General features: G+C 72.7%; 16 protein-coding genes. 2 read left to right on the top strand and 14 right to left on the bottom strand.

The features are described from left to right. Positions 1 to 37: 37 nt before the first annotated feature. On the top strand, positions 38 to 1,048 hold the full coding sequence (locus tag AC6H2I_RS17135; protein WP_497501888.1) for a tetratricopeptide repeat protein: 1,011 nt from the start codon (positions 38 to 40) through the stop codon (positions 1,046 to 1,048). Between the two features lie 74 nt (positions 1,049 to 1,122). On the opposite strand, the gene phoU is transcribed toward AC6H2I_RS17135, so the two are convergent. The 14 genes from phoU to AC6H2I_RS17065 all read right to left on the bottom strand — a co-directional run bounded on the left by phoU (position 1,123) and on the right by AC6H2I_RS17065 (position 21,514). Next, a complete protein-coding gene (gene phoU, locus AC6H2I_RS17130; protein ID WP_497501886.1) occupies positions 1,123 to 1,830 on the bottom strand; it encodes a phosphate signaling complex protein PhoU in 708 nt (235 codons plus the stop codon). A gap of 118 nt (positions 1,831 to 1,948) precedes the next feature. Next, positions 1,949 to 2,803 carry a universal stress protein gene (locus AC6H2I_RS17125; RefSeq protein WP_497501885.1) on the bottom strand — a complete coding sequence of 285 codons (855 nt, stop codon included), beginning with the start codon at positions 2,801 to 2,803 and terminating at the stop codon, positions 1,949 to 1,951. A 13-nt stretch (positions 2,804 to 2,816) separates the two neighbouring features. Next, a complete protein-coding gene (locus AC6H2I_RS17120; protein WP_497501884.1) occupies positions 2,817 to 4,298 on the bottom strand; it encodes a SulP family inorganic anion transporter in 1,482 nt (493 codons plus the stop codon). Positions 4,299 to 4,483: 185 nt separating this feature from the next. Then, complete coding sequence (locus AC6H2I_RS17115; RefSeq protein WP_497501883.1) at positions 4,484 to 4,975, bottom strand: hypothetical protein; 492 nt, start codon at positions 4,973 to 4,975, stop codon at positions 4,484 to 4,486. Positions 4,976 to 4,992: 17 nt separating this feature from the next. After that, the gene (locus AC6H2I_RS17110; RefSeq protein WP_497501882.1) at positions 4,993 to 5,769 is read right to left on the bottom strand and encodes a YMGG-like glycine zipper-containing protein; all 777 of its coding nucleotides are present in this window, start codon (positions 5,767 to 5,769) and stop codon (positions 4,993 to 4,995) included. 53 nt (positions 5,770 to 5,822) lie between these two features. Next, positions 5,823 to 7,397: a formylglycine-generating enzyme family protein gene (locus tag AC6H2I_RS17105; protein ID WP_497501881.1), complete on the bottom strand. Its 1,575-nt coding sequence runs from the start codon at positions 7,395 to 7,397 to the stop codon at positions 5,823 to 5,825. Then, entirely contained in the window at positions 7,390 to 8,625 is a 1,236-nt protein-coding gene (locus AC6H2I_RS17100; protein WP_497501880.1) for an FtsX-like permease family protein, read from the bottom strand. The genes AC6H2I_RS17105 and AC6H2I_RS17100 overlap by 8 nt, the downstream gene beginning before the upstream one ends. After that, entirely contained in the window at positions 8,622 to 9,347 is a 726-nt protein-coding gene (locus AC6H2I_RS17095) for an ABC transporter ATP-binding protein (protein ID WP_497501879.1), read from the bottom strand. Before AC6H2I_RS17095 ends, AC6H2I_RS17100 begins: the two co-directional genes overlap by 4 nt. Before the next feature lie 28 nt (positions 9,348 to 9,375). Further along, a complete protein-coding gene (locus AC6H2I_RS17090) occupies positions 9,376 to 11,400 on the bottom strand; it encodes a vWA domain-containing protein (RefSeq protein WP_497501878.1) in 2,025 nt (674 codons plus the stop codon). A gap of 22 nt (positions 11,401 to 11,422) precedes the next feature. Beyond that, positions 11,423 to 12,511, bottom strand: a complete 1,089-nt coding sequence (locus AC6H2I_RS17085) for a tetratricopeptide repeat protein (protein ID WP_497501877.1) — start codon at positions 12,509 to 12,511, stop codon at positions 11,423 to 11,425. Position 12,512: 1 nt separating this feature from the next. Continuing rightward, positions 12,513 to 15,239, bottom strand: a complete 2,727-nt coding sequence (locus AC6H2I_RS17080; protein ID WP_497501876.1) for a virulence factor SrfC family protein — start codon at positions 15,237 to 15,239, stop codon at positions 12,513 to 12,515. A 14-nt stretch (positions 15,240 to 15,253) separates the two neighbouring features. Then, complete coding sequence (locus tag AC6H2I_RS17075; protein ID WP_497501875.1) at positions 15,254 to 18,265, bottom strand: virulence factor SrfB; 3,012 nt, start codon at positions 18,263 to 18,265, stop codon at positions 15,254 to 15,256. Between the two features lie 41 nt (positions 18,266 to 18,306). Beyond that, positions 18,307 to 19,839 (bottom strand): SrfA family protein, encoded by a 1,533-nt coding sequence (locus tag AC6H2I_RS17070; RefSeq protein ID WP_497501874.1) that lies wholly within the window; start codon positions 19,837 to 19,839, stop codon positions 18,307 to 18,309. Positions 19,840 to 19,849: 10 nt separating this feature from the next. After that, on the bottom strand, positions 19,850 to 21,514 hold the full coding sequence (locus AC6H2I_RS17065) for a VWA domain-containing protein (protein WP_497501873.1): 1,665 nt from the start codon (positions 21,512 to 21,514) through the stop codon (positions 19,850 to 19,852). A 275-nt stretch (positions 21,515 to 21,789) separates the two neighbouring features. On the opposite strand from AC6H2I_RS17065, the gene AC6H2I_RS17060 reads away from it, so the two are divergent. Further along, positions 21,790 to 22,794, top strand: coding sequence for a trypsin-like peptidase domain-containing protein (locus AC6H2I_RS17060; RefSeq protein WP_497501872.1), 1,005 nt, complete (start codon positions 21,790 to 21,792; stop codon positions 22,792 to 22,794). Positions 22,795 to 22,809: the final 15 nt, after the last annotated feature.

Genomic DNA, 22,809 nt, shown 5'->3' with positions numbered 1-22,809 from the left:
CGGGGCCATTTCTTTGCCGGTTATGGCGTTGTCGGCGTTGCTGGGATACGCCGTGGTGTTCGACCCCAGCCCCATCGCCTTTCACGACATCGACGTGCCGCCGTCCCTGAGCTATCAGGGGTTCACGCCGGAGGTGTTCACCGCGCATCTCGCCGACGAGGTCCGCGCGATCAACCGGAAGGCGCGCACCATCAAGGATCTGCGGAGTTTCCATCTGCCCGACGGCGAATCCGCCGTGGATTCCATCACCGGCCACTTCAAGTTCCTCGAGCCGGTGCTGGCCACCCAGGAGATGCTGGGGCTGGTGGAATTCCGAATCGACGGTGACGTGGTGAAGCGCGACGACGCCTACATGCTGTCGATTCGCGGTCTCGACTACTACCGCAAGCGCGCGTTCGAAACCTCGGTCACCGCCACCGACCCGCGGGCGCTGGTGCACAGCGCGGCCATCGACATCGCCCGCTTCATCGATCCCTACGTGGTCGCTTCCTACTACTACGAGACGGCGGTCGAGGACGGCGGAGATGATTTCGCCGACGCCTGGCGCGAGCTGCGCAACTGCGAGGCGGTGATGCCGCGGAGCGAGCTGCACTGGGTCCACAATCTGCGGGGCCTGATCCACCTGCGCAGGGGCATGCCCGACGCGGCCATCGTCGACTACCGCAAGGCTCTGGAAGTGCAGCCGGATTTCTCGCTCGCCCTCTACAACTGGGGCAATGCGCTGAACGCCAAGGGGAGCTTCGAGGAGGCCGCCGCCAAGTTCCGCGACACGGTGGAGCACGATCTGGGCGGCGGCCGGACCGCCCCGGCCTACACCCAGTGGGCGGTCTCCCTGATCGGCCTGGGCCGCGACGCCGAGGCCCTCGACCTTCTCAAGAAGGCCCGCGAGTCCGACCCCGACTACGCTGAGCTGTACAATGTCTGGGGCTTGTTCCTGCGCGACCGCGGCAAGACCGAAGACGCGCTCGCGATGTTCGAGCGCGCCATCACCCTGCTGCCCAGCCGCGCCGACTATCAGGAGAATCTGAAGTCCGTGGCGATCAACTGACGCGGGCGGCACGGGCGCCGGCGATCCCCTGCGGCCACGGCGCCAGGGGATCGCCGGTGGCGGCCGGGACCGGATCAGGCGCCCGGCTGGCTGGTCAGGTCGGCCTTCGGCCGGTCGTCGACCATGGGGAGGCCGGTGACCACGAAGTACACCGCTTCGGCGACGTTGGTGGCGTGGTCGCCCACGCGTTCCAGGCTCTTGGCGATGAACAGAAGGTGCATGTGCTCGGCGAAGGCGGCGGGCTGCGCCTTGGCGTCCGCGGTGATCGCCTCGCACAGACTGGTGTGGAGGGCGTCGACCTCCTCGTCGCGGCGCCACACGTCCATGGCGGCGACGGCGTCGGACTCCACATACGCGTCGACCACATGGGTCAGCCGCTCGCGCACGAGACGCCCGAGTTCGGGCAGGGCGCTGGGGATCGCCACCTCGGGCAGCGCCGCCAGGGCGGTCGCCCGCTTGGCGACGTTGGCGGCGTAGTCGCCCACCCGCTCCAGGTTGTTGGCCACCTTCAGCGCCGCCACGACCTGGCGCAGGTCGTCGGCGACGGGCTGCCGCAGCACCAGAAGACGCATGCAGTCGGCGTCGATCTGTTGCTCACCACGGTCCAGGCGCCCGTCGTCGCGGACGACCTCTTCGGCCAGGGCGGGGTCGCGCTGGATCAGTGCGGTGAGCGCACGGTCGAGCTGGTTCTCAGCGGCGCCAGCCATCTCCACGACGCTGGAACGCAGCTTCTTGAGCGCCTCTTCGTAGGAGGAGACGATGTGCGGAGCGGAAGTCATCATGGTGCGGCTGTTCTCGGTCGGTCGATCGGGATTGCAGCGACCGTACCATGGCTGTGCGACCGTCGTGCCGGGATTCAGCGCCAACGGCGTTACCGTTTCGTGAAGATTGATGCGGGGGTCAACGGAACATCAGCACCGGGACGCGGCAGGTGCGGATGGCCGTGGTCGTGGTGCTGCCGACGATCAGCTGGCGAATCCGCGAGTGGCCGTAGGCGCCCATGACCAGCAGCTGCGCCGCCCGGTCCGCCACCGCCCGGGCGAGTGCCTCCTCGGGCTCGCCAGGCAGCACGGCGCCGTGCACGGCGAGGCCGCCGCGCGTCAGCCGGTCGCAGGCCTCGGCCAGCGCCCCGGCATGGGCCGCGTCGTCGGGACCGACCGAGACGACATGGCATTCCAGCCCCTTGAGGAGGGGCTGCGTCGCCGCGTACTCGACCGCCTTGCGGGCGCTGGGGCCGCCGTCGTAGGCGATCAGGAACCGCTCGATCGGCTGGAAGGCGCGGGCGGCGACCAGCACGGGCCGGCGGCTGGCGCGGATCACCCGCTCGATGTTGGCGCCGAGATGGAGGGTGGCGAAATCGGCGGCATCCCCGCGCTTGCCGATCACCACCAGCTCGGCCCGCTCCTCGCACCCCGCCAGGGTGTCGACCAGGGGGCCGTGGCGCTGGGTCAGCGCGACGTCGCCGACGCCGGCGGCCAGCAGGTGGCGGCTGGCGTCCTGGAGGATGGCCCGGGCCTTCTGCTGGGCGACGCGGCCCTTCGCCTCGTCCAGGGCGGTGAGCTGCTCCAGCAGGGCCTCGCGCGCGTCGACACCGATGCTGCCGCTGAAGTCGGCCAGCGCCGCCCGCTCGCGGTGGTGGTCCAGCGCGTGCAGCACCTCCACGCCGGCGTCCAGGCGCAGCGCGGCCCAGGCGGCGTGGTCGTAGACCGAGGCGGCGTAGACCGAGCCGTCGGTGCAGGCCAGGATGGTGGTCATGGCGGCGGCCTCCTCAATGGCCCATCAGTCGGTCGAGCGCGTCGGGCTTGTCGTGCACGGCCAGCTTGTCGACCAGGGTGGCGTTGGCGTCGTTGAGCCCGACCAGATCGACGCGCGTGCCGTCGCGGCGGAACTTCAAGACCACCTTGTCGAGGGCCGAGACCGCCGAGATGTCCCAGAAATGGGCTCGCGTCAGGTCGATCTCCACGCGCTCCAGCACCTCGCGGAAGTCGAAGGCGGCGACGAAGGTGCCGGACGAGGCGAAGAAGATCTGGCCGCTGACCCGGTAGGTCCGCTGCGTGCCGTCGGGCGACGGTTCCGAGGTGACGCGGACGATCTGCGCCACCTTGCGGGCGAAGAACAGCGCGCTCAGCAGCACGCCCACCAGCACGCCCTTGGCGAGGTCGTGGGTGACGACGACGACGCCCACCGTGGCCAGCATGACGATGGAGGAGCTGCGGGGGTGGTCGCGCAGGTTCTTCAGCGAGGCCCAGCTGAAGGTGCCGATCGACACCATGATCATCACCGCCACCAGCGCCGCCATGGGGATCTGGCGGACCCAGTCGCCCAGCACCAGGATGAGGAACAGGAGGAACGCCCCGGCGAAGAGGGTGGACAGCCGGCCGCGCCCGCCGGACTTCACGTTGATGACGGACTGGCCGATCATGGCGCAGCCGGCCATGCCGCCGAACAGGCCGGCGACGATGTTGGCCAGGCCCTGGCCGGCGCATTCCCGGTTCTTGTCGCTGTCGGAATCGGTCAGGTCGTCGACGATCTGGGCGGTCATCAGGGATTCCAGCAGCCCGACCACCGCCAGCGTCAGCGAATAGGGCAGGATGATGCCCAGGGTCTCCAGGGTGAACGGCACGTCGGGCAGCAGGAAGACGGGCAGCGTGGCCGGCAGCTCGCCCTTGTCGCCCACGGTGCGCACGTCGAGGCCCAGCGCCATGGACACCGCCGTCAGGACGAGGATGCAGACCAGGGGCGAGGGCACGGCGCGGGTCAGGTGCGGGAACAGGTAGATGATCGCCAGCCCGGCGGCGACCATCGCGTACATCTCCCACCCCGCGCCGACGAACTCCGGCAGCTGGGCGAGGAAGATCAGGATGGCCAGCGCGTTGACGAAGCCCGTCATGACCGAGCGCGAGACGAAGGTCATGACCTCGCCCAGCCGAAGCGCGCCGGCGACGATCTGGAGCGCGCCGGTGAGCAGCGTGGCGGCCAGGAGGTAGGACAGCCCGTGGTCGCGCACGAGGTCGACCATGACCAGCGCCATGGCGCCGGTGGCGGCCGAAATCATGCCCGGCCGCCCGCCGGCGAAGGCGATGACGATGGCGATGCAGAAGGAGGCGTAGAGGCCCACCTTGGGGTCGACGCCGGCAATGATGGAAAAGGCGATGGCCTCGGGAATCAGGGCCAGGGCGACCACGGTGCCGGCGAGGAGGTCGCGCGGGACGTTGGAGAACCACTCCGCCGCCAGGGGCTGAAATCGCATGAACAAACCGATCGAGACGTGTGGGCCGGGCAGTCCCGGAGGGACGCGCGCGCGCAGGCACGGGCGTCCACCCCCGGCGTGTCGGGTGCGGTCTAGGGCATTCCGCAGGTGCACACAAGGGCGAATCGAGGCGGCCGGTCCGGCGATGCCCGCCGGCCGGCCGTCGTCGTCCCGGGCGGCGGCCGTCAGCTGCCGATCGACAGCTTCAGCACGCGATCCAACTCGGCCCGCTTGCGTTCCAGCGCGTCCAGTTCGCGCTGCCGGGCGGCGACCTCGGCGGCGTCGTCCTTCGGCGCGGTCTGCATCTGAAAGCTCAGATCGGCGATCTCGCGCTCCAGGGCGTCGGCTTCGGCTTTCAGCGAGCGGTATTTGGCGTCGCTGATCTGCTGGTTCTTGCGGGCCCGCTCGATGTCCCGGTTGACCTGCGACACGTTGCTCTGCGCGTCGGCGAGCTTGCGCTCGTTGCGCTCGACGTCGCGCTGCAGGGAGATGATCTGGTCGTTGAGGTTGGTGTTCGACGTCTGGGCCTGGGTCAGCCGCTGCTGGGCGGTGGCCTGACGGATCTGCGGCCCGCCGGCCCGCAGGTCGGCCTTCTGATCCAGGTAGGTGCTGACGCAGCCCTGCGTCAGCATCGGCAGCGCCAGCAGCGCCGCGATGGTCCAATACGATCGGCGCATGGTGTCCTCCTTCTGCGTCACGTGCGCTGCACCTGGAGCGCCGTGTTCATGCCGTTGATCGTCGATTCGAGCTGCGCGATCTCCTGATTCATCTTGGCGATCTCGCTGTCGAGCTGCTTGGTCGAGCCACCACCCTTCTTCATCTGCTGTGCGGCCTCGACGTACTTGTCGCGCTTCTTGCGGACGTCGACGATCCAGGTTTCCAGCCGGGTGCGGTTCGCCTCCAGCCGCTTGCGTTCCGTTTCGATCTGGTCGAGGGACGCCTTGCCGACCTTGTAGTCGGCGTTGAGCTTCTGGAGACGGGTGCGGGAATCGGCGAGCACGCGGTTGGAACTGGCCACCAGGGACTGCAGCTTGGCGTTGTCCTGCTCGACGTCCTCGGCCATCGAGTTCAGCATCCGGACGCGGTTGTTGGAGTTCTCCTGGGCCTTGGCCGTGATGTAGCCGTCGATGCCGCCCATGATGCCGCCGGCGGCGGCGCCGATCAGGGCGCCCCGAGCCACCGCCTTGCCGTCGCCCGTCAACAGCCCGGCCAGCGCGCCGATGGCCGCCCCGGCCAGCGCCCCGGTCATCGCGCCGCCGGCGATCGTCTCGTTGAAGGTCGACGCGTCCTGGCACATCTGGCGTTCCGCGGCCGTCAGGTTGGGGTCCTGGGGCGAACAGCTCGCCGACGCGCCGCTGCCCCCGCTCGACGAGGCGCAGGCGGAGAGCGCCAGGCTTCCGGCCAGCACCAGGGTGGTGGCGCGCATCCAGCGCGGGCGGGCGGGCGTGGGGATCTCTAAGGTGTCGGTCATGGGGTTTCTCCGCTGACGGTTGTGCGTTGGTGTTCGGGGGGCTCCGGATGACGCTAGGGGCGGGGGATGGCCTCCAGGACCGCGTCGCGGTCCAGGCTGCCGTCGGTGCGCAGGGCGATGGCGTGGGCGACCACCGCGTCGGTGAAGCGGGTGACGGCGATGCCGCGCGCCTCGAAGTCGCGCTTCAGCAGCTCCGACTGGGAGGCGATGAGCGCCGCCGGGTATTCGGCGACGATCTGCATCAGCGTCTCGACGTAGTAGCTGAGGTTGAAGTTCAAGGAGGCCTGGTCGGCCTCGAGCGAGGTGCGGATGCGCTCGCGCAGCGCCTCGTTGGCACTGCCCAGCGCCGCGATCTGCTGTTCCTTGATGTCGATGATGCGCTTGTCGTCGGCCAGCTTGCGGGCGAGGTAGGTGCCGACGCGGATCTCGCTGCGGGCGGCGCGGTCGCGCTGCTCGTTGCGCACCTGGATGTTCGCCTTGATCACCGTCGCCAGGCTCTGGATGCGCTGCTTGAGCGCCGGGTCCTCGACGGCGCGCACCAGCACCTCGACCTCCTGGACCGGGTCCTCCTGGCGTTCGCCCAGCGCCGTGGCGGTGCTGCTCGGCAGACCCTCCCAGGCGGTGCGCACCGCGGCGAGGCGGTCGCGGCTGGGCAGCGCCGGCGCCGCCAGCACCAGTCGGAAGCCGGTGGTCGGGGCGCGCCGCAGCCCGGACGCGTCGACCGGCACGAACTCGTCGCGTGCGGCGCTGCGGATGCTGTCCAGCGGGGTGCGGTAGTTGCCGCCCTTGACCGTGTTGCCCCCCGCCTGGCCGTGCAGGCGCGACAGCTTGTTGAGGCGGAAGGGGTCGAGGACGAACTCGTCGACGTTGCCCAGCGCGTCGTGCAGGCCGAGCGGGTTGGGCTTGAGCAGGCCGATGGCGTTCAGCTCGTTGTTGGCGGACTGCGACCCGGCGAACCAGACGTAGCGGACCACCCCTTCCGGCATCGGGAAGGTGGTCTTCAGGAAGTCCTCGTCGGAGACAGCGGCGCCGCCGCGCGCGGCGTACTCCCACTCCGCCTCGGTCGGCAGGCGCAGGAACCCTGGCGCTCCGTCCTCGTGCGGCAGGCGGTCGCCGGCGGTGCGGGCGAGCCAGCCGGAATAGGTGGCGGCGAACGAGACGGCCTCCGACCAGGCGACCTCGACCTTGGGCAGCCGCCCGTCTCCGGTCACCCTCGGGCAGGTCGCGTCCAGGGCGGCGAACTGAAGGCCGGTGACCTCGTACTTGCCGATCCAGAAATGGCGCAGACTGGCGGTGCCGGCGTCGGTGAAGCCGGCGGCCACCCAGTCGCGGCGGGAGTTCTCCGACCAGGCGAAGCGCGGTTCCGGGCTTCCCACGGTGATCCGCCGGTCGTCCAGCGGCCCGTCGCCCGGCACGGCGACCTTGCGGAACGCCATGGACCCGCCGCACGGCATCGGCAGCACCAGGTCGTCGGCCTGGGCCTGCGGGTTCCACAGGGCCTCCGCCCACGGTTTGGGCGCGTCCGCCGCGTCCGCCGGGCCGAAGCCGGCGGCCAGGGCGGTCGCGGCCACCGCGATGAGCGCGAGGGCGGCACCGGAGACGAGGGACGGAGGGCGGCGATCAGACATGGCGCAGTTCCTCGTTGACGTCGATCCGGCGCAGGCCGGTGCCGACCGCGGCGGCCGGGATCACCGACACGCAGACGGTGAGTCCGGCCGCCGCCGCCAGGGCTCCGGCGGACAGGCGGCAGGCCGCTTCGCCCTGGGCGATGGAGGCGTGGAACAGGGTGTTGATGGCCAGGGACACCGCCGCGAAGCCGGCCAGCGCCAGCAGGGTGCCGATGGCGGCGAGAACCAGCGCCTGGCTGACGGGCAAGGCGACGAGCCAGCCCGTGCCGTACCCGGCGAGGTTCAGGATGGCGAAGTCGCGCCGCTTGCGCCGCAGGTTGCCCCATTGGCTGGCGGTCACGGCGACGACGTAGCCGACCGCCGACAGCGTGGAGATGATCAGCAGGATGGCCCGCAGGTTGCTGTCCAGGGCCATGGTCGAGGCGATGTCGGCGGCCCGGGTGGCGACCGCGATGCCGTGCGCCTGCAGGTCCGCCGCCAGGCCCTGGACGTCGCGGATCGAGCGGGCGTAGAGCCGGAACAGCGGGTGGTCGGCGGCCGCGGCGGCGGCGGCGCCGGCCGCCACGCCGAGCGCCGGCACCGCCTTGCCGTCGCGGTAGTCCTGGATCGCCTCCAGCAGCGCCAGGGAGGCGTAGGCGGTGCGGCCGCCGTCGCTGCCCAGCGGCAGCACCGCGCGCACCGTGAGGGGAATCGCCAGCGGCTCCACCGCGCCCTCGCGGGTGCGCTCGACATAGGCCACCACGCGCGTTCCGGCGGCGAGGTCCAGGCGCTCGGCCACCCGGGCGCTGACGGCGACGGCGGCGACGTCGCCGGGTTCGGGGGCCGCGGCCCCGGCGACGGGATCGCCGGGGCCGGTCGGCAGCAGCGAGATGCGCACCTCGCCCCGCCCCTGCGCGTCGTCCTCCGGTGCCCGCAGCAGGTCGACCTGCCCGGCGATCATGCGGGTCGAGGGCACGACGAAGGCGACGTCGGGGCGCGCCGCCATGGTGGCGAACCAATCCGGTCCGAAGCGGTTGGCGCCGGTCGCCTCGGGGGTGATCAGCCGCATCGCGGGGTCGCGGTCGAGGCGGTCGATCAGCGTGCCGACGGCGCCCTCGCGCAGGCCGAACAGCACCAGCAGCGGCATCAGCACGGCGGCGATCGCCACCGCCTGGGCAAGCGCCACCGGCCACTCTCCCCGCAGGTCCGCCAGGGCGAGGCGGAACAGCTGGGTGGCCCGGCCGCTCATGACCGGCTCCCGGCGTGGTGGATCGCGGTGCCGCCGGCACCGGGCTCGCAGGCCACGACCGTCAGGCCGTGCCGGGTGGCCTGGTCGTGGTCGTGGGTGACCACGACCAGAGCCGCGCGGTGGCGGTGCGCGGTGCCGACCAGCAGGTCCATGGTGGTGTCGGCGGTGGCGGGGTCCAGTGACGCGGTGGGCTCGTCGGCCAGGATCAGGCGTGGCGCGTGGGCCAGGGCGCGGGCGATGGCGACGCGCTGGCGTTGGCCGATCGAGATCTGGCGCGGCAGGCGCCGCACCAGGTCGCCGATACCCAGCTCCTCCAGCAGCCCCTCCGCCACGCCGTCGACGGGAAGGTCCAGGGCGCGCCGGGTGAGCAGCACGTTCTCGCGCACCGACAGGAAGGGCATCAGCCCGCCCTGCTGAAGCACGTAGCCGACGCCCCGGGCGCGCAGCCGGGTGAGGCGGTCGCGCGCCCCGGCCCGCCACAGGGCGAGCACGTCGGTCGGGCCGTGGTCCGCCACGTCGAGGGTGAACCGCCGCGCCGCGCTCGGCCGCAGCAGCAGGGCGACGATGTCGAGCAGGGTGCTCTTGCCGCACCCGCTGGGCCCGACCAGGGCGACCTGCTCGCCCGGCGCGAGGCGGAAGCGCTCCATGGCGATGCGGAACCGCTCGGCGCCGGAACCGCGCTCGAGCATGCAGTCCACGAGGTCGAGGACGGGGGCGTTCATTCGGGCGGTGCCTTGCGGGCGCGCGGCGTCAGGGCAGGGCGTCGATGGGGACCGGGAAGACGGCGTCGCCGGCCCCCGCCCCGGGATCGAGCTGCACCCACTGGCCGGCGTCGTCGTGGTAGCGCTGGTAGAGGGCGATCTTCGACTTGATGGTGTCGATGATCGCCTGCTGTTCGCCGACCCCCATGCGCGTCCAGCTGTCGGGGTCGATGGCCATCAGGGTGCTCTGGTAGGGCAGGCCTTCGAGGTACTCGCCCATCAGCCCGACCTGCTCCAGGTTGCGGGCGTCGCCCTGGGCGATTCGGCTGGGGTCGCGGCCCATCGCCACGGCGGCGCTGCGCAGCTGGTCGAAGAAGTCGCCGGGGTCGATCTGCCCGCGCTCGCCCGCCTCGACCACCCGGCGCAACGTGGTCTGCAGGTCGCTGAGCTGGTTCTTGGTCAGCAGCACCCGGACCTCGAAGGCGGCGAGTTCCGGGTTTTTGAAGTCGCGGTCGGAGGCCCAGGCCTCGAACATGGTGGGCGCCCGGGTGCCCTGGACGGTGCCCAGGTAGGCCAGCCGCATCGCCCGCCCCACCGCCACGGTGGCCTGGGCCAGGCGGTCGTCGGCCGCGGGCGGGGGCGGGGCCTCCGACGGCGGCTTCCCGGCGTCGCGCACCTGGCTGACGAGCTGCCGGGCCAGCGCCTGCACCTGGGCGCGGAAGCGCTCGGCGTCGCCCGCCTCGACCGGAAAATAGAGGGGGCCGAACCCGGGGAAGTCGCTGAGGCGACGGTACTGCCCCTCGGCCGCCGCGTGGTCGTGGCGGCCCTCGGGCGTCTTCAGGTGCATGGCGTAGAGCGCCACCCCCGTCTTGCGGGCGAGCTGGGCCACCTGATCGGTGGAGAGGCCGGTGCTGGCGATGGGCGAATACCCCTCGCGCGCGCTGGCGTCGGTGATCAGCACGACGTATTTGCCGCCGAAGCCGGTCCAGTCGATCGATTCCAGGGCTTTTTCCAGACCGGCGTAGGCGTCCTCGGCGAAGGCGCGGGTGGAGGCGGGCGAGGCCCTCAGGCCGCTCACCTGGTCCATGAACTTCGCCTTGGTGTCGGTCTCGTTGGGATCGGCGAAGGTGCGGGTCAGGTACTCGACCCCCTTGGCCTTGTCCGGGTCGTCGCGGTAGGCGATCATGCCGAAACGCACGCGGTCGCCGAGCTTGGCGGCCTCGATCTCCCGGTAGACGGCGTCGACCGCCTCGCGGGTGCGGTCGATGTAGGGCTGCATGGACGAGGACGCGTCGATCACGAACACCACGCCGGACCGGAAATTGGCGAGGTCGGCCTCGGCGTTGCCGCGCTGCAGCGGCTCCTCCGGCGGCTCGGCCTCCTGGGTGACCGAGGCGACCTGGACCGTGCGCACCCGGAACCCCGACGGCAGCAGGGTCGACTTCGCCTCCAGGATCGGCAGCAGGTAGAATTGCTTCTGCAGGTCGACGTGGTTCTCCGGCTCGATCGAGATCACCGGGCCGTCCGGCGGCAGGGATTTGTCGGCGATCTGGCGCCGCCACGCCTCGGCCTTGACCAGGATGTCGTCCGATTGCAGCAGGTCCATCAGGGAGTCGCGGTCGCGCAGGAAGAGGGTGCGGTCGCGGTTGGCCGGGTTGGTGAAGGCCAGCACCAGGGTGTGGCGCCAGGGGATCGTCTCGTTGGCCTCCAGCCACCCGGCGGTGCGCCCGTCCGAGGCCGGCCCGACCTCCAGGTAGATGCTCTCGCCGATGTCCCGGCGGGCGTAGACGAACAGCACCGACATGGGCGCCAGGGCCGTGCCGCCCGGCGCGCCGGGGCTGGCCGCCAGCCGCGCGCCGGGGCGGGTGAGGACGCGCTGGAACAGCGTCGTCTTGCCCTCGATCAGCAGCGGGGTGCGCGCGGCCGGCGCCTGGGCGGCGGCCGGGGGCGCCGTCGTGGCGCCCCAGCCGAGGGCCAGGGTGGCGGCGATCAGGACCGACGCGGCGAACCGGACGGTCCGGGGCAGGGGGTGATTGCGGATCATGGCGCCCTCCAGGTGTTCGCTCGCTTCCATGGCGTGCCGTCCGGCGGCCCGGTCATTTGGGCAGGGCCTCGCTTGCCTTCGCGTGGCCCTGGGCGGCCGCCTTCTCCAGCCAGACCACCGCCTTCTCCGGGCCCCCGGGGTCGCTGGTGCGGCCGCTCAGCAGCACCCGGCCCAGCCGGTACTGGGCCTCGGCGTCGCCGGCCTCGGCGGCGCGGCGGTACCACGCCGCCGCCTGGTCGGGGTTGGCGGAGGGCAGCGGGCTGGTCGCGGCCGAGTGGGTGTCCGGGTCGTACATCGCGCCCACCGCCAGCGCCGCCTCGGCGCTGCCCCGCTCCGCCGCATGGCGCAGTAGCAGGAAGGCGCCGTCCAGCGAGCCCGCGGCGAGGAAGCGCTGGCCCTCGGCCAGCGCCTGGTCGGCGGGGGCCTGGTCCTGGATCAGGCGGCGCGCCTCGTCCAAGGTGGTCGGCGGCGGCGGGGCCACGGCCTGCGCGGGAGGGTCGGAGGGCGCCAGCACCATCCAGGCTCCGGCCGCACCGGCCAGCAGCAGGACGGCGGCGAGGGCGACGACCCAGGCGGGCACGCCCTGGCGGCGCGGCGGCCGCTCCTGCGGGTCGACGGTCACCGGGTCCACCGGGGTCGACGGCTCCGGCGCAATGTCGATGTTGATCACGGCCGCCTTGTCCGCGTCGGCGGCGTCGGCCGGTGCCGGCTCCTCGGTCGCCGGCGGCACCGGGTCCTCGATCGGCCAGCGGACGTCGGCGGGGGGCGTCCACTCCGGCGGCGCGGAGCGGCCGCGGATCGCCGTCCACACCATGCGCTCCTCCACCACCCCGTCGCGGCCCTTGAGGCGCAGCACATAGGGCACGTTGGGGCGGAGGTGGAAGGTGATGCCGTGTTCCAGGTCGAAGGCGAGGCGGCCGGGGGCGCGCTGCGCGCCGACCGGGGGAAACCAGAAGATGGCACTCTTCCACGGCGTCTGCGGCGTGCGCGGGTCGAGATGGCTCGCCTTGTCCGGGCCGGCCATCTGGTCGACGACGCAGATCTCCACCGGGTCGGCCACGCGGTCGGCGGCGGGGCCGATCACCTCGACCCGGGCACGGCCGCCGGGGTAGGAGCTGGGTTGGGTCGCGCGGACGGGCATGTCAGGCTCCGGTGGAGGGACGCGGCGCGACGGACGCCGGTGGCGGCTGGTCGAGCGCGATCAGGGCGAGGATCAGGCCGAGCTGCCGGTTCTGGTGCTCGTCGATCTCGCGCCCCCCGGCGAAGCTGATGTTGTCGATGCCGAGCTGGCGGAACGCGACGCCCCAGTCGATGAAGCGGTCGCGCTCCGTCGGCAGGCGCCGGGTGTCCAGCGCCGGCAGGCCCTGGGGCAGTGGGGGCGCCGTGAACACGGCCCGCTGGCGGGGCTGCGGCGGCTCGGGGAAGCCGGGACGGCGCGCCTCGCCCAGCGCCGCGAAGCCGAGGAAGGCGATGTGGTCGTGCAGGCGCATCAGCGCGATGCCGACGGCGCGGTCCACCACCTCGTCCCAGCGGGTGTTGGCGGCCTGCACCTGCTCGCGCACGCCGGCGGCGATGCTGCCGCGCAGGTCGAGGCGGTTGGCGCCGACGATGACCTCCTGGACCAGCTCGTCCAGCACCTGGGCGGGCACCCCGACATGGGCCAGCAGCCCCTCGTCCTGGGACAGGTTGCGCAGGATCTCGGTCCAGCGGTTGATCAGCGCCTCGCTGAACAGGTCCGCGCGGTCGGCCGGGGCCTTGGCCGGCTCCGCCTTGGCGGCGGCCGGCTCCGCCGCCCACGGGTCGGCGGCCCAGGGGTCGTCCGGTGTGGCGGCCGCGGTGGCCGGCGCCTGGGCGGCGTCGAGGCGCAGCGCCGCCACGTTGCGGAAGGTTTCCGTGGCGTCGGCCTCGGTCAGCAGCATGCGGGTCAGCAGCAGGCCGAACCGGGCGTATTCGTGGGGGCGCAGGGCGGCGTTCAGCTTGACGCGGGTCTGGCCCAGGACCTGCTCGCGCTCGCGCCGGGAGCGGTCGTCGTCGGCGTGGTAGAAGCGCTTCAGGCTGGCGTCCAGGTGGGCCGCCTCCTCGCGCAGGCGCTGGCGGATCTGGTTGGCCTTGAGATCGGGGTCGAGCACCGCGCCGAGCCGCTCCACCAGCAGCGCGATGCCGCCGTCGTTGGCGCGGAACGCCTCGTCCCACGCCCGCGCGCGGTCGTGGAAGTGGCGGGCGCACAGGTCGGAGCCCATGAAGGCGTCGCGGTACTCGCCGATCAGCCCGGCCTGGCGCGGCGCCGGCCCGGCCTCGACCAGGCGCTGGCTGCCGTCGGCCTCCCGGACGATCTCGGCGTAGTCGATGATGTGCTCCTGCTTCATGCCGGGATTGCGCAGGAACAGCGTGTTGTCGAAGGGCCGTCCGTTCCAGTTGGTGGGCCAGCCGTCCTTGCCGTAGAGCTCCAGGAACGAGGCGTGGAGACGGCGGTCCCACTTGCCGCGGCGCGACTCCGCCGTCTCGCCGCCCTTCTCCAGGAACTCCAGGTCGAACTTGGTGAGGATCAGGAACAGCGCGTTGGCGGCGCGGGCCCGCTGGTCGGGGGTGGCGCCATGGGTGGCGTCGATCCAGCCGCGCACCATGGCGCCGAGGTCCTTCACCTCGGCCACGCTGGGCGGCATGCACAGCAGCATCGCCGTCAGCTCGCGCTCCTCGGTGTAGCGCTGGAACAGATAGGCGATCTTGCCGCGCAGCAGAAGCTCGCGCACCTGGTCGACCCGCTCCGCCGGGTCGGGCGGCAGGTTGGACAGCTTGAGTCGCGAGCGCGCGCCGGGGAAGTCGAGCAGGTCGGTGTGCTCGAAGAACGGCCACGGCCGGTCGGTCATGACGATCTTGAGTTCGGCCACCAGGGCGCCCAGCACGGCGCGCGGCACCGGCACCGGCGCGCCGGGGGCACCGCCGGTCAGCGGCCGGACCGCCACCGGATCGGCGGCGTCCTCGGCGGTGCCGAGGCGCTCCTTCAGCAGCATGACGTCGATGATCGAGTGCTCGCGCGGGATCAGCGCGGTCAGGGCGGCGTGGGCCTCCGGCGCGTGGCCCAGCCGCTCCAGGGTGCCGGCCAGGGTCACGAACAGCTCGGTGAACGGCTCCAGCCCACCCCACAGCAGGCTGAAGAGCTGGGCGCGGCGGGCCAGCGGCAGGCGCCCGCCGCAGCGGATCAGGGCGTCCCAGTAGTCGGTGCGGTTCAGCGCCTCGATGCGGGCGGCGAAGTTCTTCTGGAAATACTCCCCGAGGTCGTAAAGGACGATCTCGTCGAGGTGGGCCGCCTCGGCGCCCGTCGCCTCCGCCTCGGCGGCCGCGGCCACGCTGCGGATGCGCTCCTCGTCGGGCAGCGGCACCGTCATGTTGTTGGGGTCGAAGTCGGACAGGAAGCTGTTGGCGAGGATCTTGACCAGGTCGGTCTCGCTCAGCAGGCGCAGCTCCACCGGGAAGGCGGGGTCGACCACCCCGCCCCCGTGCACCGTGAACCGGGTGACGAGGCCGGTCGACTCCCGGTCCCCCGGCGGGTTGATCTCGGTCAGGAAGTCCTTCTCGGCGGCGCCGAAGGTGGCGCAGAGCTGCTGCATCGGGCGGCGCGCCAGCGCCGACACCAGGTACGACTTGCCGGCCTGGCTGGGACCGAAGACGCCGGCGCAGTTGCGCCTCCCGGCGGCGCCGATCATCTTGCGGGCCAGGTTCTCCGCCCGCCGGGTCGCCGCGCGCAGCCCGTGCGCCTCGTTGGCGACGCTGACGGCGGTCCGGCGCACCGTGTCCACCCAGGCGCGGGCGGCACCGCTTCCCTCGGCCAGGCGGCGGGCGCTTTCGATCAACGGGGTCTCGGCCTGCATCGCGTCGCCTCGTCTCACTTGTCCAGCAGGATGCCGGTGTCGAGCCAATAGCCCTGCAGCCGGTCGATGGTTTGCAGCCGCAGCCGCAGCTGGCTGCGCGGCACGCTGCGGTCGCCGGCGTCGACGATCGCCGCGATCTCGAAGCTGTCGACCACGCTTTTCTTCACGTCGCGGGCGACGCGGCGGAGCTGGACGCGCAACGGGGTGCGCGCGTTGAGCGACGCCGCGGCGTCGGCCGATGCGTAGTCCAGGCTGTACTGGCGGGTCGCCGGCCACCAGTCCACCGGAAACTGGCGGAACCCCAGGGGCATCGGGCCGCGGAACTCGAAGGCGGTGTCCGGCAGCTCGTAGTCCGGCTCGTCCAGCCTCATCTCGCGGTAGTAGACGTCTTCCGCCAGGAGCCGGCTGTTGCGGTCGAGCTTGCCGAAGAACTGCGCGGTCGAGCCGAGCTTCAGCCCGTCGGAGCGGAAGTTGAAGTTCTGCAGCTGGCCCTCGCCGAGCAGGCAGATCATGGCCCCGACCGAGGCGCTGGTCTTGGGATCGGCGATGGTCGCGCGGAAGTCGCGGAAGGGATACCACTGGCCGACGCGGAAACGGTGCAGCGGCACGATCCGGTGCGGCGGCAGGCAGCCGGTCTCGGCCATCACCGCCTCCACCGCGGGCAGGCGCGACGGCCGTCCCGACAGCAGCAGCACGTCGGCGCGGTAGCGCCACACCACCTCGGCCAGGGCTCCGAGCATCTCCAGCAGGACCGAGCGCACGACCCGGTCGATCTCCGCCCCGTCGACCGGAAAGGCGACCTGCGCCAGGTCGAAGCCGCGCGCGCCGGCCCGCTCCGCCTCCTGGTTCACGTAGGCGACGACGGCGGCGTTGGCCTGGGAATCGTCGTCGAAGAAGCTGGCGAAGGGGCGCAGCTCCGGCTCGAAGGGCGCCGTCGGGTCGTAGGATTCGTAGCGGCCGAGCATGCCGATGGCGATCGGGGTGGCGATCTGCGCCGCGAACTGCTGGCGGCGCACCTGCTCCACCACGTGCATGTCGCCGCGGTCGCCGCCGACCAGCCGGTTCAGCAGGTACTCCGCACGCTCCCCCAGCCCGGCGGCGGCCAGCGCCCGGGCAATCGGCTGCAGCACCAGGTCGCGCACCACCGCGAACACGGTGTCGTCGCCGGCCAGGTTGAACCCCTCGCGGAACTCCTGGCGCGGGAACAGGGTGACGTTGGCGCCCTGGCCCTCGACCCGGTAGCTGGTGATCACCAGGTCGGTGGTGCCGCCGCCGATGTCGAGGGTGGCGATGCGCAGGCCCTGGGCGGTGGCCGGGTCGTGGGTGTTGAGGGGCAGGCGCATGACGTCGAAGAAGGCGCGGGCGTCACCGGAATACTGCAGCGCCACCTGGCCGTAGAGATAGACCGCCTGGGTGGCGCTGGCCTCGTCCCAGCGCAGGATGATCGCCGGCAGGCGCATGTCGGCGACCGGCTTCACGGTGGCCGCCCCGGTCTCGTCGTAGTCGACCTCGGCGAGGCCGAGGGACAGGTAGGCGAGGTCGCGCGCGGCCTCCGCCTGCTTCTGCAGGATCTGCCGCTCGGCCAGCGGCATGGCCGTCGGCATGGTCATGATGATGCGGCGCAGGCGGCGCGGCAGGTCGGCGTTGCGCCGGCGCAGCCGGTGCGCCGGCGCGTTCATCATCCCCACCGCCTGGACGAAGATCTCCGCCAGCACGAAGGACATCAGGTTGCGCCGGGAATAGAGGGCGCGGATCGACGGCAGCAGCTTCATCTCCGCGCCCGGCAGGGAGCCGTCGATGGCGTGGATGGCGTCGCCGAAATCGTTGACCAGGGTGGTGAAGGCGACGCCGGTGGCAACCGGCGCCTGTTCGCCGTGGCCGGCCTCGCTGTTGAAGCGCCAGCTGTCCTCGCGCGCGTCCTCGTCCCAGAGGTAGCGCTTCGGGCTGGACAGCCCGGTCGCCCCCTCGCTGCCGCGGCGCCGGCTGGCGAGGTGGACCGCCTCCGGGCCGACCCGCACCACGGTGGGCCAGGAGAAGGCGTCGGGCCGGCCGCTGCGCAACGACAGGTGGTCGCGGCCGAAGCTGGCGCGGTGGAACTCCATGCGGCTCTCGAACGGATCGCCGTAGACCCGCTCCGGCCGGGTGAGGTCGCGCAGCTGCAGCTTGACGGCCTTGGTGATGTCGGCGCCGAGCTGGTCGGGCTCGGACTCGATCAGCAGCCCGCAGGTGCGCGAGTTGCCGAGGTCGATGACCATGTCCACGTCGACCGGCACGGGGCGCGGCTCGGTCGCCCGGTCGACCACCTTCAGCTTGGGCAGCAGGTCGAGCGCGTGCAGCAGGTCGAGGAACGCCTTGTAGCGGGCGATGTGCTCGTGCGGGCCCTCCATGCGCTCGCGCAGCTCGTCCGGCGACAGGGTCTGCACGTGGCGGGCGCCGGCGCTCCGGCGCTCGTCGGCCTCGACCATCTCCTTGAAGGTTTCGAGGCACCAGTCCTTGACCCAGGGCTCCCGGATGAACCAGTCCACGGGGTCGCGGCGCGACGGCAGGGAGAAGGTGCGGCCGTTGCGGGCGTCGTCCTGGGAGGGGGCCAGATACGCCTCCTCCTCGATGAAATCCATGAGCGAGGTGTCGACGGCGACGACCAGGCGATGGCTGTGGCCGTCGCGGTCGGGGTGGTCAAGGGCCATGCAACAGGCGCGCGCCCAGTTGGTCGGGCCGCGGAAATAGCCGCCGCCCAGCTCCTCGCGCAGCAGCGGCAGGGGCATCCACAGGCCGTCCATCATGCGCAGGACGCGCTGGAGCTCCAGGGAGTAGCTCTCCTGGCGGTCCGTGTCCTCGTCGCCCCGGCGCACCATCACCGGCAGGGCGTCATCGTTCAGCGCCGAGCGGGGATCGTCCCAGAAGCCCCAGTCCCGCGGCACCGGCGCCGTCTTCGGCAGGGAGAAGCCGAAGTCGAGGAACTGGATGCCGCTTCCCGGGATCAGCGATACCAGGTTCGGGAACTTTGTGAGTTCGTTCAGAGACATGCGCGATCCTCGTTGCGCGCGGGGCGGCGGTGCGGCATGGCTCAGGGCCTCCGCTCGATGCCGACGCGGAAGGTGGTGCCGTCGGCGTTGGTGCCGGTGCAGACGGTGCGCCCGTCGGCCTCCCGCCGGCACTCGGTCCGCGAGCGCTCGTAGGTGCGCCCGTCGGGGCAGCGGAGGTCCTGCTGCTCCTCCACCTTCAAGGTGGAGCCGTCGAACGCCGCCTGGGCGGGGGCCCGGCATTCGGTCCCGTCGGGGCGGCGGACCACCGTCTCGCCCACGCCGTCGCCGTCGAAGCGGTAGAACTGCTGCAGGGGCTGCCCGCTGCCCCGCTCCACCAGGCCCTGGCGGCTGTCCCAGGTGCCTTCCAGAAAGTCGAGCTTGCCGGTCTGCGGGCTGTCCTCGGGGATCGCCAGCCCAGGCCCCGGCGGCGGTGGCGCGGGGGGCTGGACCGCCGGGTCCGGCGAAGGCGCGTCCGGCGATGGCGTGTCCGGCGAAGGCGTGTCCGGCGAAGGCGTGTCCGGTGGTGGCGCATCCGGCGCCTGGGGCTCCGGTGGCGTGTCTTGCGGCGGCGGCGGAGGGGGCGGAGGAGGAGTCTCGGCCTCCGGCGGCGGGGCCTCTGGCGGCGGCGCGTCTTCGGGGGCGTCGGTTCCCTCCGCGCCGTCGCTCCCGCTGTCCGTCGCGCCGTCCGGCACCCGGGTGCCCGGTGCCTCGCCCGGCACCACGGCCCCCACCGGCGGCGCAACGCCGGCCGGCGGGACCGCCACGCCGTCGCCCGGCACGACCGCCCCGGGCACCACCCCCAGCGGCGGCGCCGACGGGTCAGCTGGCCCGGCCGGTGGTGCGGCCGGCTCGGGCACCGGCTCCTCGACCGCCGGGTCGGGCGGCGCCGGATCCGCCCCGAACGGCGCGAATCCCGGGTAGTCGAGGTCGCAGGCGCGCATGCCGAACAGCAGCAGCGCCAGCAACAGCAGCGCCAGCAGCAAGGCCGCCAGCCAGCGCCACCAGCGCGGTGCCGCACGCGTCACCGGCGTGGCCACGACCGGCTCGGGCGGCGGTGGCGGTGGCGGCTCCACCGGGCGCGCGGCCGGTGCCACCGACAGCGCCTCGAACCCGGGACCGCCGCCGCTGAACCCCCAGAACGCGGCGACGGGCTGGTCGCCCACCAGGAAGAGGTGACCGTCGTCGGGGATCTTCAGCGCGTGCTCCAGCAGGTTGGCGAAGGCCTGGGCCTGGTCCGCCCCGTGGCCCCGCAGCCCGCGCAGGTCGGCGATGTAGCGGGCGAAGCCGCTGCGCATCTCGGCGATGGTCATGGCGTGCGCGACCTGCTGGTCGGCCGGCAGGTCGGTCCAGCGCACCGCCGGCCCGGCGGGATCGGCGAGCCAGCGGATCGAGCCGCTGCGCGGGTCGCGGTCGGGGCGGGCGAACAGGTCGGCGTAGGCCGGGCCGAGCTTCTGGCGCACCGCGGCCTTGAGCTGGACGTGGCTGAGATAGACGGGCTGGCCGAAGGCGCCCAGCGGGGTGTAGCGGTCGGCGGTGTCGGCGAGGAGGAGCGATCCGGTGCGGGCGGGGGTCATCGCGTCCTCGTCACTGGCAGGTGCGCACGTCGGGCTGCCGCGTGGCCTGCTGCATCTTGCGCAGCATGTCGGCACCCGACTGGGGGGTCAGCACCTGGCCGCCGGTGGCCTGGGCGATGCACTGCACGGTGGAGCGCCCGCGGGTGCCGGACACGTCGACCACGTTGATGGTCACCCCGGGCTTGGCCGCCTTGATGGCACGGGCGGCGGCGCAGGGGTCGCCACCGCAGGTGTCCTCGCCATCGCTGACGACGATGATCGTGGCGTCGGCCTCCGACGAGGCGATGGCCCCGGCGCGCTCCAGGCTGCGCGCCAGCGGCGTCCGCCCGGTCGGCGTCAGGCGGTCGACCTCGGCCAGCAGGGCGCCCCGCTCGTCGGCCGAGTAGAAGCGGTCGCGGCGCACGTTGTTGCAGTCGGTGAAGTCGACCAGGGCGACGTCGATGGGCTTGGGCAGGCCGTTGACGATCCGCCGGATCGCCTGGCGCGACAGGTCGATGCGCGACTGGCCGCCGAAGAACCCCTCGTCCATGCTCTTGGAGCCGTCGACGATGACCACCACCTCCGGCTCCTCGCCGGGCGGGAAGCTGGGGTTGCAGCGGTTGGGCGCCGCTCCTTGCGCCGGTGCGGAGGGAGCGGCGGAGGGCGGCGGCGGTGGCAGCTCGGCCAGTTCCGCCGGCCGCGGCGGGATCGGCGGCAGGTCTGCCAGCGGATCCGGGGGGGGCGCCGGCGCCGGGGCGGGCGGCGGCGGGTCGGCGGGGACCACCTCGGCCAGCGGCGACTCGGCCGGGGGGATCTCGGCCGGAGGGATCTCCTCCGGCAGGGGGACGACGGGGACCGGCACCGACTCCGGCAGGGCCGGCACGATCTCGGCGCGCTGCTCCGGCGCAGGCGGCGCGCACTGTGCCAACGCCTCGACGCGCAGCCGGTCCAGCTCCGCCAGGCGGTCGCGCAGCGCCTGCTCCCGTTCGACCAGGGCCGGCAGCGGATCGGCCGGGGCCACCGCATCGCCCGGCACGTCGACGACGACCGGGGGCAGCGGTTCGCAGGCCCGCAGGCTCACCAGCAGCAGCAGGAGCAGCAGCAGCAGCGGCAGCAGCCACGCCAGCCAGCCGAATCGCCGGGTCGCCGGCGCCGCCAGCGCGGCGGCCTCGGCCACCGGAAGCGCCGCCGCCGTCGGCGGGGCGGTCGCCGGGACGACCGCGGCCGGAGGGGCCGCGGCGACCGGGGCGACGGCCAGCCCTTCCTGCTCGTGGCCCCACAGGATCAGGACGGGCTGGCCGTCGAGCACCCGCAGGCAGTCGTGCCCGGCCGGCGTCACCAGCGCCTGGTCCAGCATCCGCCCCACCAGCTCGGCCGAGGAGCCCTCGGCCTTCAGGACCTGGGCCAGCTGGGCGATCTCCGCCGCGATCTGGCGGCCCAGGGTTTCCACCCCGGCCCGCTCCTCGGGCCCGAGATCGGTGAGCCGCCGCGCCGGGCCGGGCAGGGGGGAGTACCAGTCGATGGTGCCGTCGGAGGGATTGATCTGCGGCCGGGCGAAGTGGCGGGCGTGCTGACGGCCCAGCCGGTTGCCGAGGATGGTGGCGATCTGCCGATGCATCGACACCACCACCTGGCCATGGACGCCCAGGCGCCGGAAGCCGGCCGGCGAAGTCGTATCGATGCGCGTATCGGCCATTCGCGGCGACCCGGATACCCAGGGGTTGAAGGATATTTCGCTCGACTATAGGCGACCGTACGCTGGCCGCGCAATCTTAAGGATTCATTGCCGCTTCAGGGCACGGAATGATATATGCTGCGCTTGGCTCGGCCGCAGGAGGTCGTGCACTCACACGAGTCCCTCGAGCCGTGAGGATTGCGATGGGCGTTGCGGCGGTTCGCGGTGGTGTATTCCGAGCAATTCCTCATGCATGGCTGTGGATTGCGACGACCGTACTGCTGATTATTGCGGTCGTGGCGGCGCTCATCTACATGGGGACTCGCGAGGCCGTGGTGGTCGAGCGCGTGGTCGAAGCGCCTGTGGAGGCCCTGCCGGCGCCGACCCAGGCCCGGGTGCGCCAATTGGAGGCGCTGAACCGCTCGCTGGAGGCGGAGATCGCGCGCCGCGAGGCCGACCCCGCCCTGTTGGCGTGCGTCGGCGACGAGCACGGCGCGATCCCCCGGGACGACGCCGCCGCGGTGGCGGCGCTGCCGGTCGCGCCGCCGGCCGCGGAGGCCTCCCCGGATGCCCCCCAGGGCGGCGGCCCGGAGGACGCCCCGGCCGCCGGCGCGGACTCGCCGCTCGCCGCACTGCCGACCTCGGAGCTGCTGCAGCGCCTGGAGCGCGCGACCGCCCTGGTTGTGTCGGAAGACAGCATCGCCACCGGGTTCTTCGTCGCCCCCGATCTGCTGGTCACCAACCGCCACGCCGTGGAATCGTCCAAGGACGGGCGGGTGTTCGTGGCCAGCCGCAGCCTGGGCCAGGCGCTGCCGGGCCAGGTGGTGGGGACCTCGCCCAAGGGGCCGGTGGGCGCCCCGGATTTCGCGCTGGTGCGCCTGCCCCAGGGCAGCGCCCCGGGCGTCCTCCCGGTCACCCCGCACCACGGCAAGCTGGTCAACGTGGTGGCCGCCGGTTACCCGGGCCTGACGGTGATGAACGACGCCGGCTTCCGCCGCCTGATCGGCGGCGACGTGCACGCCGCCCCCGACCTCAACGTCACCCAAGGCGCGGTCCAGGCGGTCCAGCCCCTCGCCAACGGCTCCACGGCCATCGTGCACACCGCCTCGATCCTCCAGGGCAACTCCGGCGGGCCGCTGGTCGACAGCTGCGGCCGGGTGATCGGCATCAACACGTTCATCGCCGTGGACCAGGAGCAGTCGGGGCGCATCAGCTACGCCCAACCGGCCGAGGCGGTGCTGGAGTTCGTGTCCCGCTACGCCCGCATCCCGGCGGGCGATCCGCGCGTCTGCGCGCGCTGACCGCCGCAGACCGCG

The organism is Azospirillum sp. NS33 (assembly GCF_059703765.1).
Note: the sequence above shows the minus strand (reverse complement) of the source record. Positions and strands in the feature narration are given on the sequence as shown.

Excerpts from the sequence above, each read along its gene's own strand:
- AC6H2I_RS17115 (WP_497501883.1), bottom strand. The coding sequence starts at position 4,975 with ATGCGCCGATCGTATTGGACCATCGCGGCGCTGCTGGCGCTGCCGATG.
- AC6H2I_RS17100 (WP_497501880.1), bottom strand. The coding sequence starts at position 8,625 with ATGAGCGGCCGGGCCACCCAGCTGTTCCGCCTCGCCCTGGCGGACCTG.
- AC6H2I_RS17120 (WP_497501884.1), bottom strand. The coding sequence starts at position 4,298 with ATGCGATTTCAGCCCCTGGCGGCGGAGTGGTTCTCCAACGTCCCGCGC.
- AC6H2I_RS17075 (WP_497501875.1), bottom strand. The coding sequence starts at position 18,265 with ATGTCTCTGAACGAACTCACAAAGTTCCCGAACCTGGTATCGCTGATC.
- AC6H2I_RS17080 (WP_497501876.1), bottom strand. The coding sequence starts at position 15,239 with ATGCAGGCCGAGACCCCGTTGATCGAAAGCGCCCGCCGCCTGGCCGAG.
- AC6H2I_RS17065 (WP_497501873.1), bottom strand. The coding sequence starts at position 21,514 with ATGGCCGATACGCGCATCGATACGACTTCGCCGGCCGGCTTCCGGCGC.
- AC6H2I_RS17090 (WP_497501878.1), bottom strand. The coding sequence starts at position 11,400 with ATGGAAGCGAGCGAACACCTGGAGGGCGCCATGATCCGCAATCACCCC.
- AC6H2I_RS17085 (WP_497501877.1), bottom strand. The coding sequence starts at position 12,511 with ATGCCCGTCCGCGCGACCCAACCCAGCTCCTACCCCGGCGGCCGTGCC.
- AC6H2I_RS17125 (WP_497501885.1), bottom strand. The coding sequence starts at position 2,803 with ATGACCACCATCCTGGCCTGCACCGACGGCTCGGTCTACGCCGCCTCG.
- AC6H2I_RS17070 (WP_497501874.1), bottom strand. The coding sequence starts at position 19,839 with ATGACCCCCGCCCGCACCGGATCGCTCCTCCTCGCCGACACCGCCGAC.
- AC6H2I_RS17105 (WP_497501881.1), bottom strand. The coding sequence starts at position 7,397 with ATGTCTGATCGCCGCCCTCCGTCCCTCGTCTCCGGTGCCGCCCTCGCG.
- AC6H2I_RS17110 (WP_497501882.1), bottom strand. The coding sequence starts at position 5,769 with ATGACCGACACCTTAGAGATCCCCACGCCCGCCCGCCCGCGCTGGATG.
- AC6H2I_RS17095 (WP_497501879.1), bottom strand. The coding sequence starts at position 9,347 with ATGAACGCCCCCGTCCTCGACCTCGTGGACTGCATGCTCGAGCGCGGT.
- phoU (WP_497501886.1), bottom strand. The coding sequence starts at position 1,830 with ATGATGACTTCCGCTCCGCACATCGTCTCCTCCTACGAAGAGGCGCTC.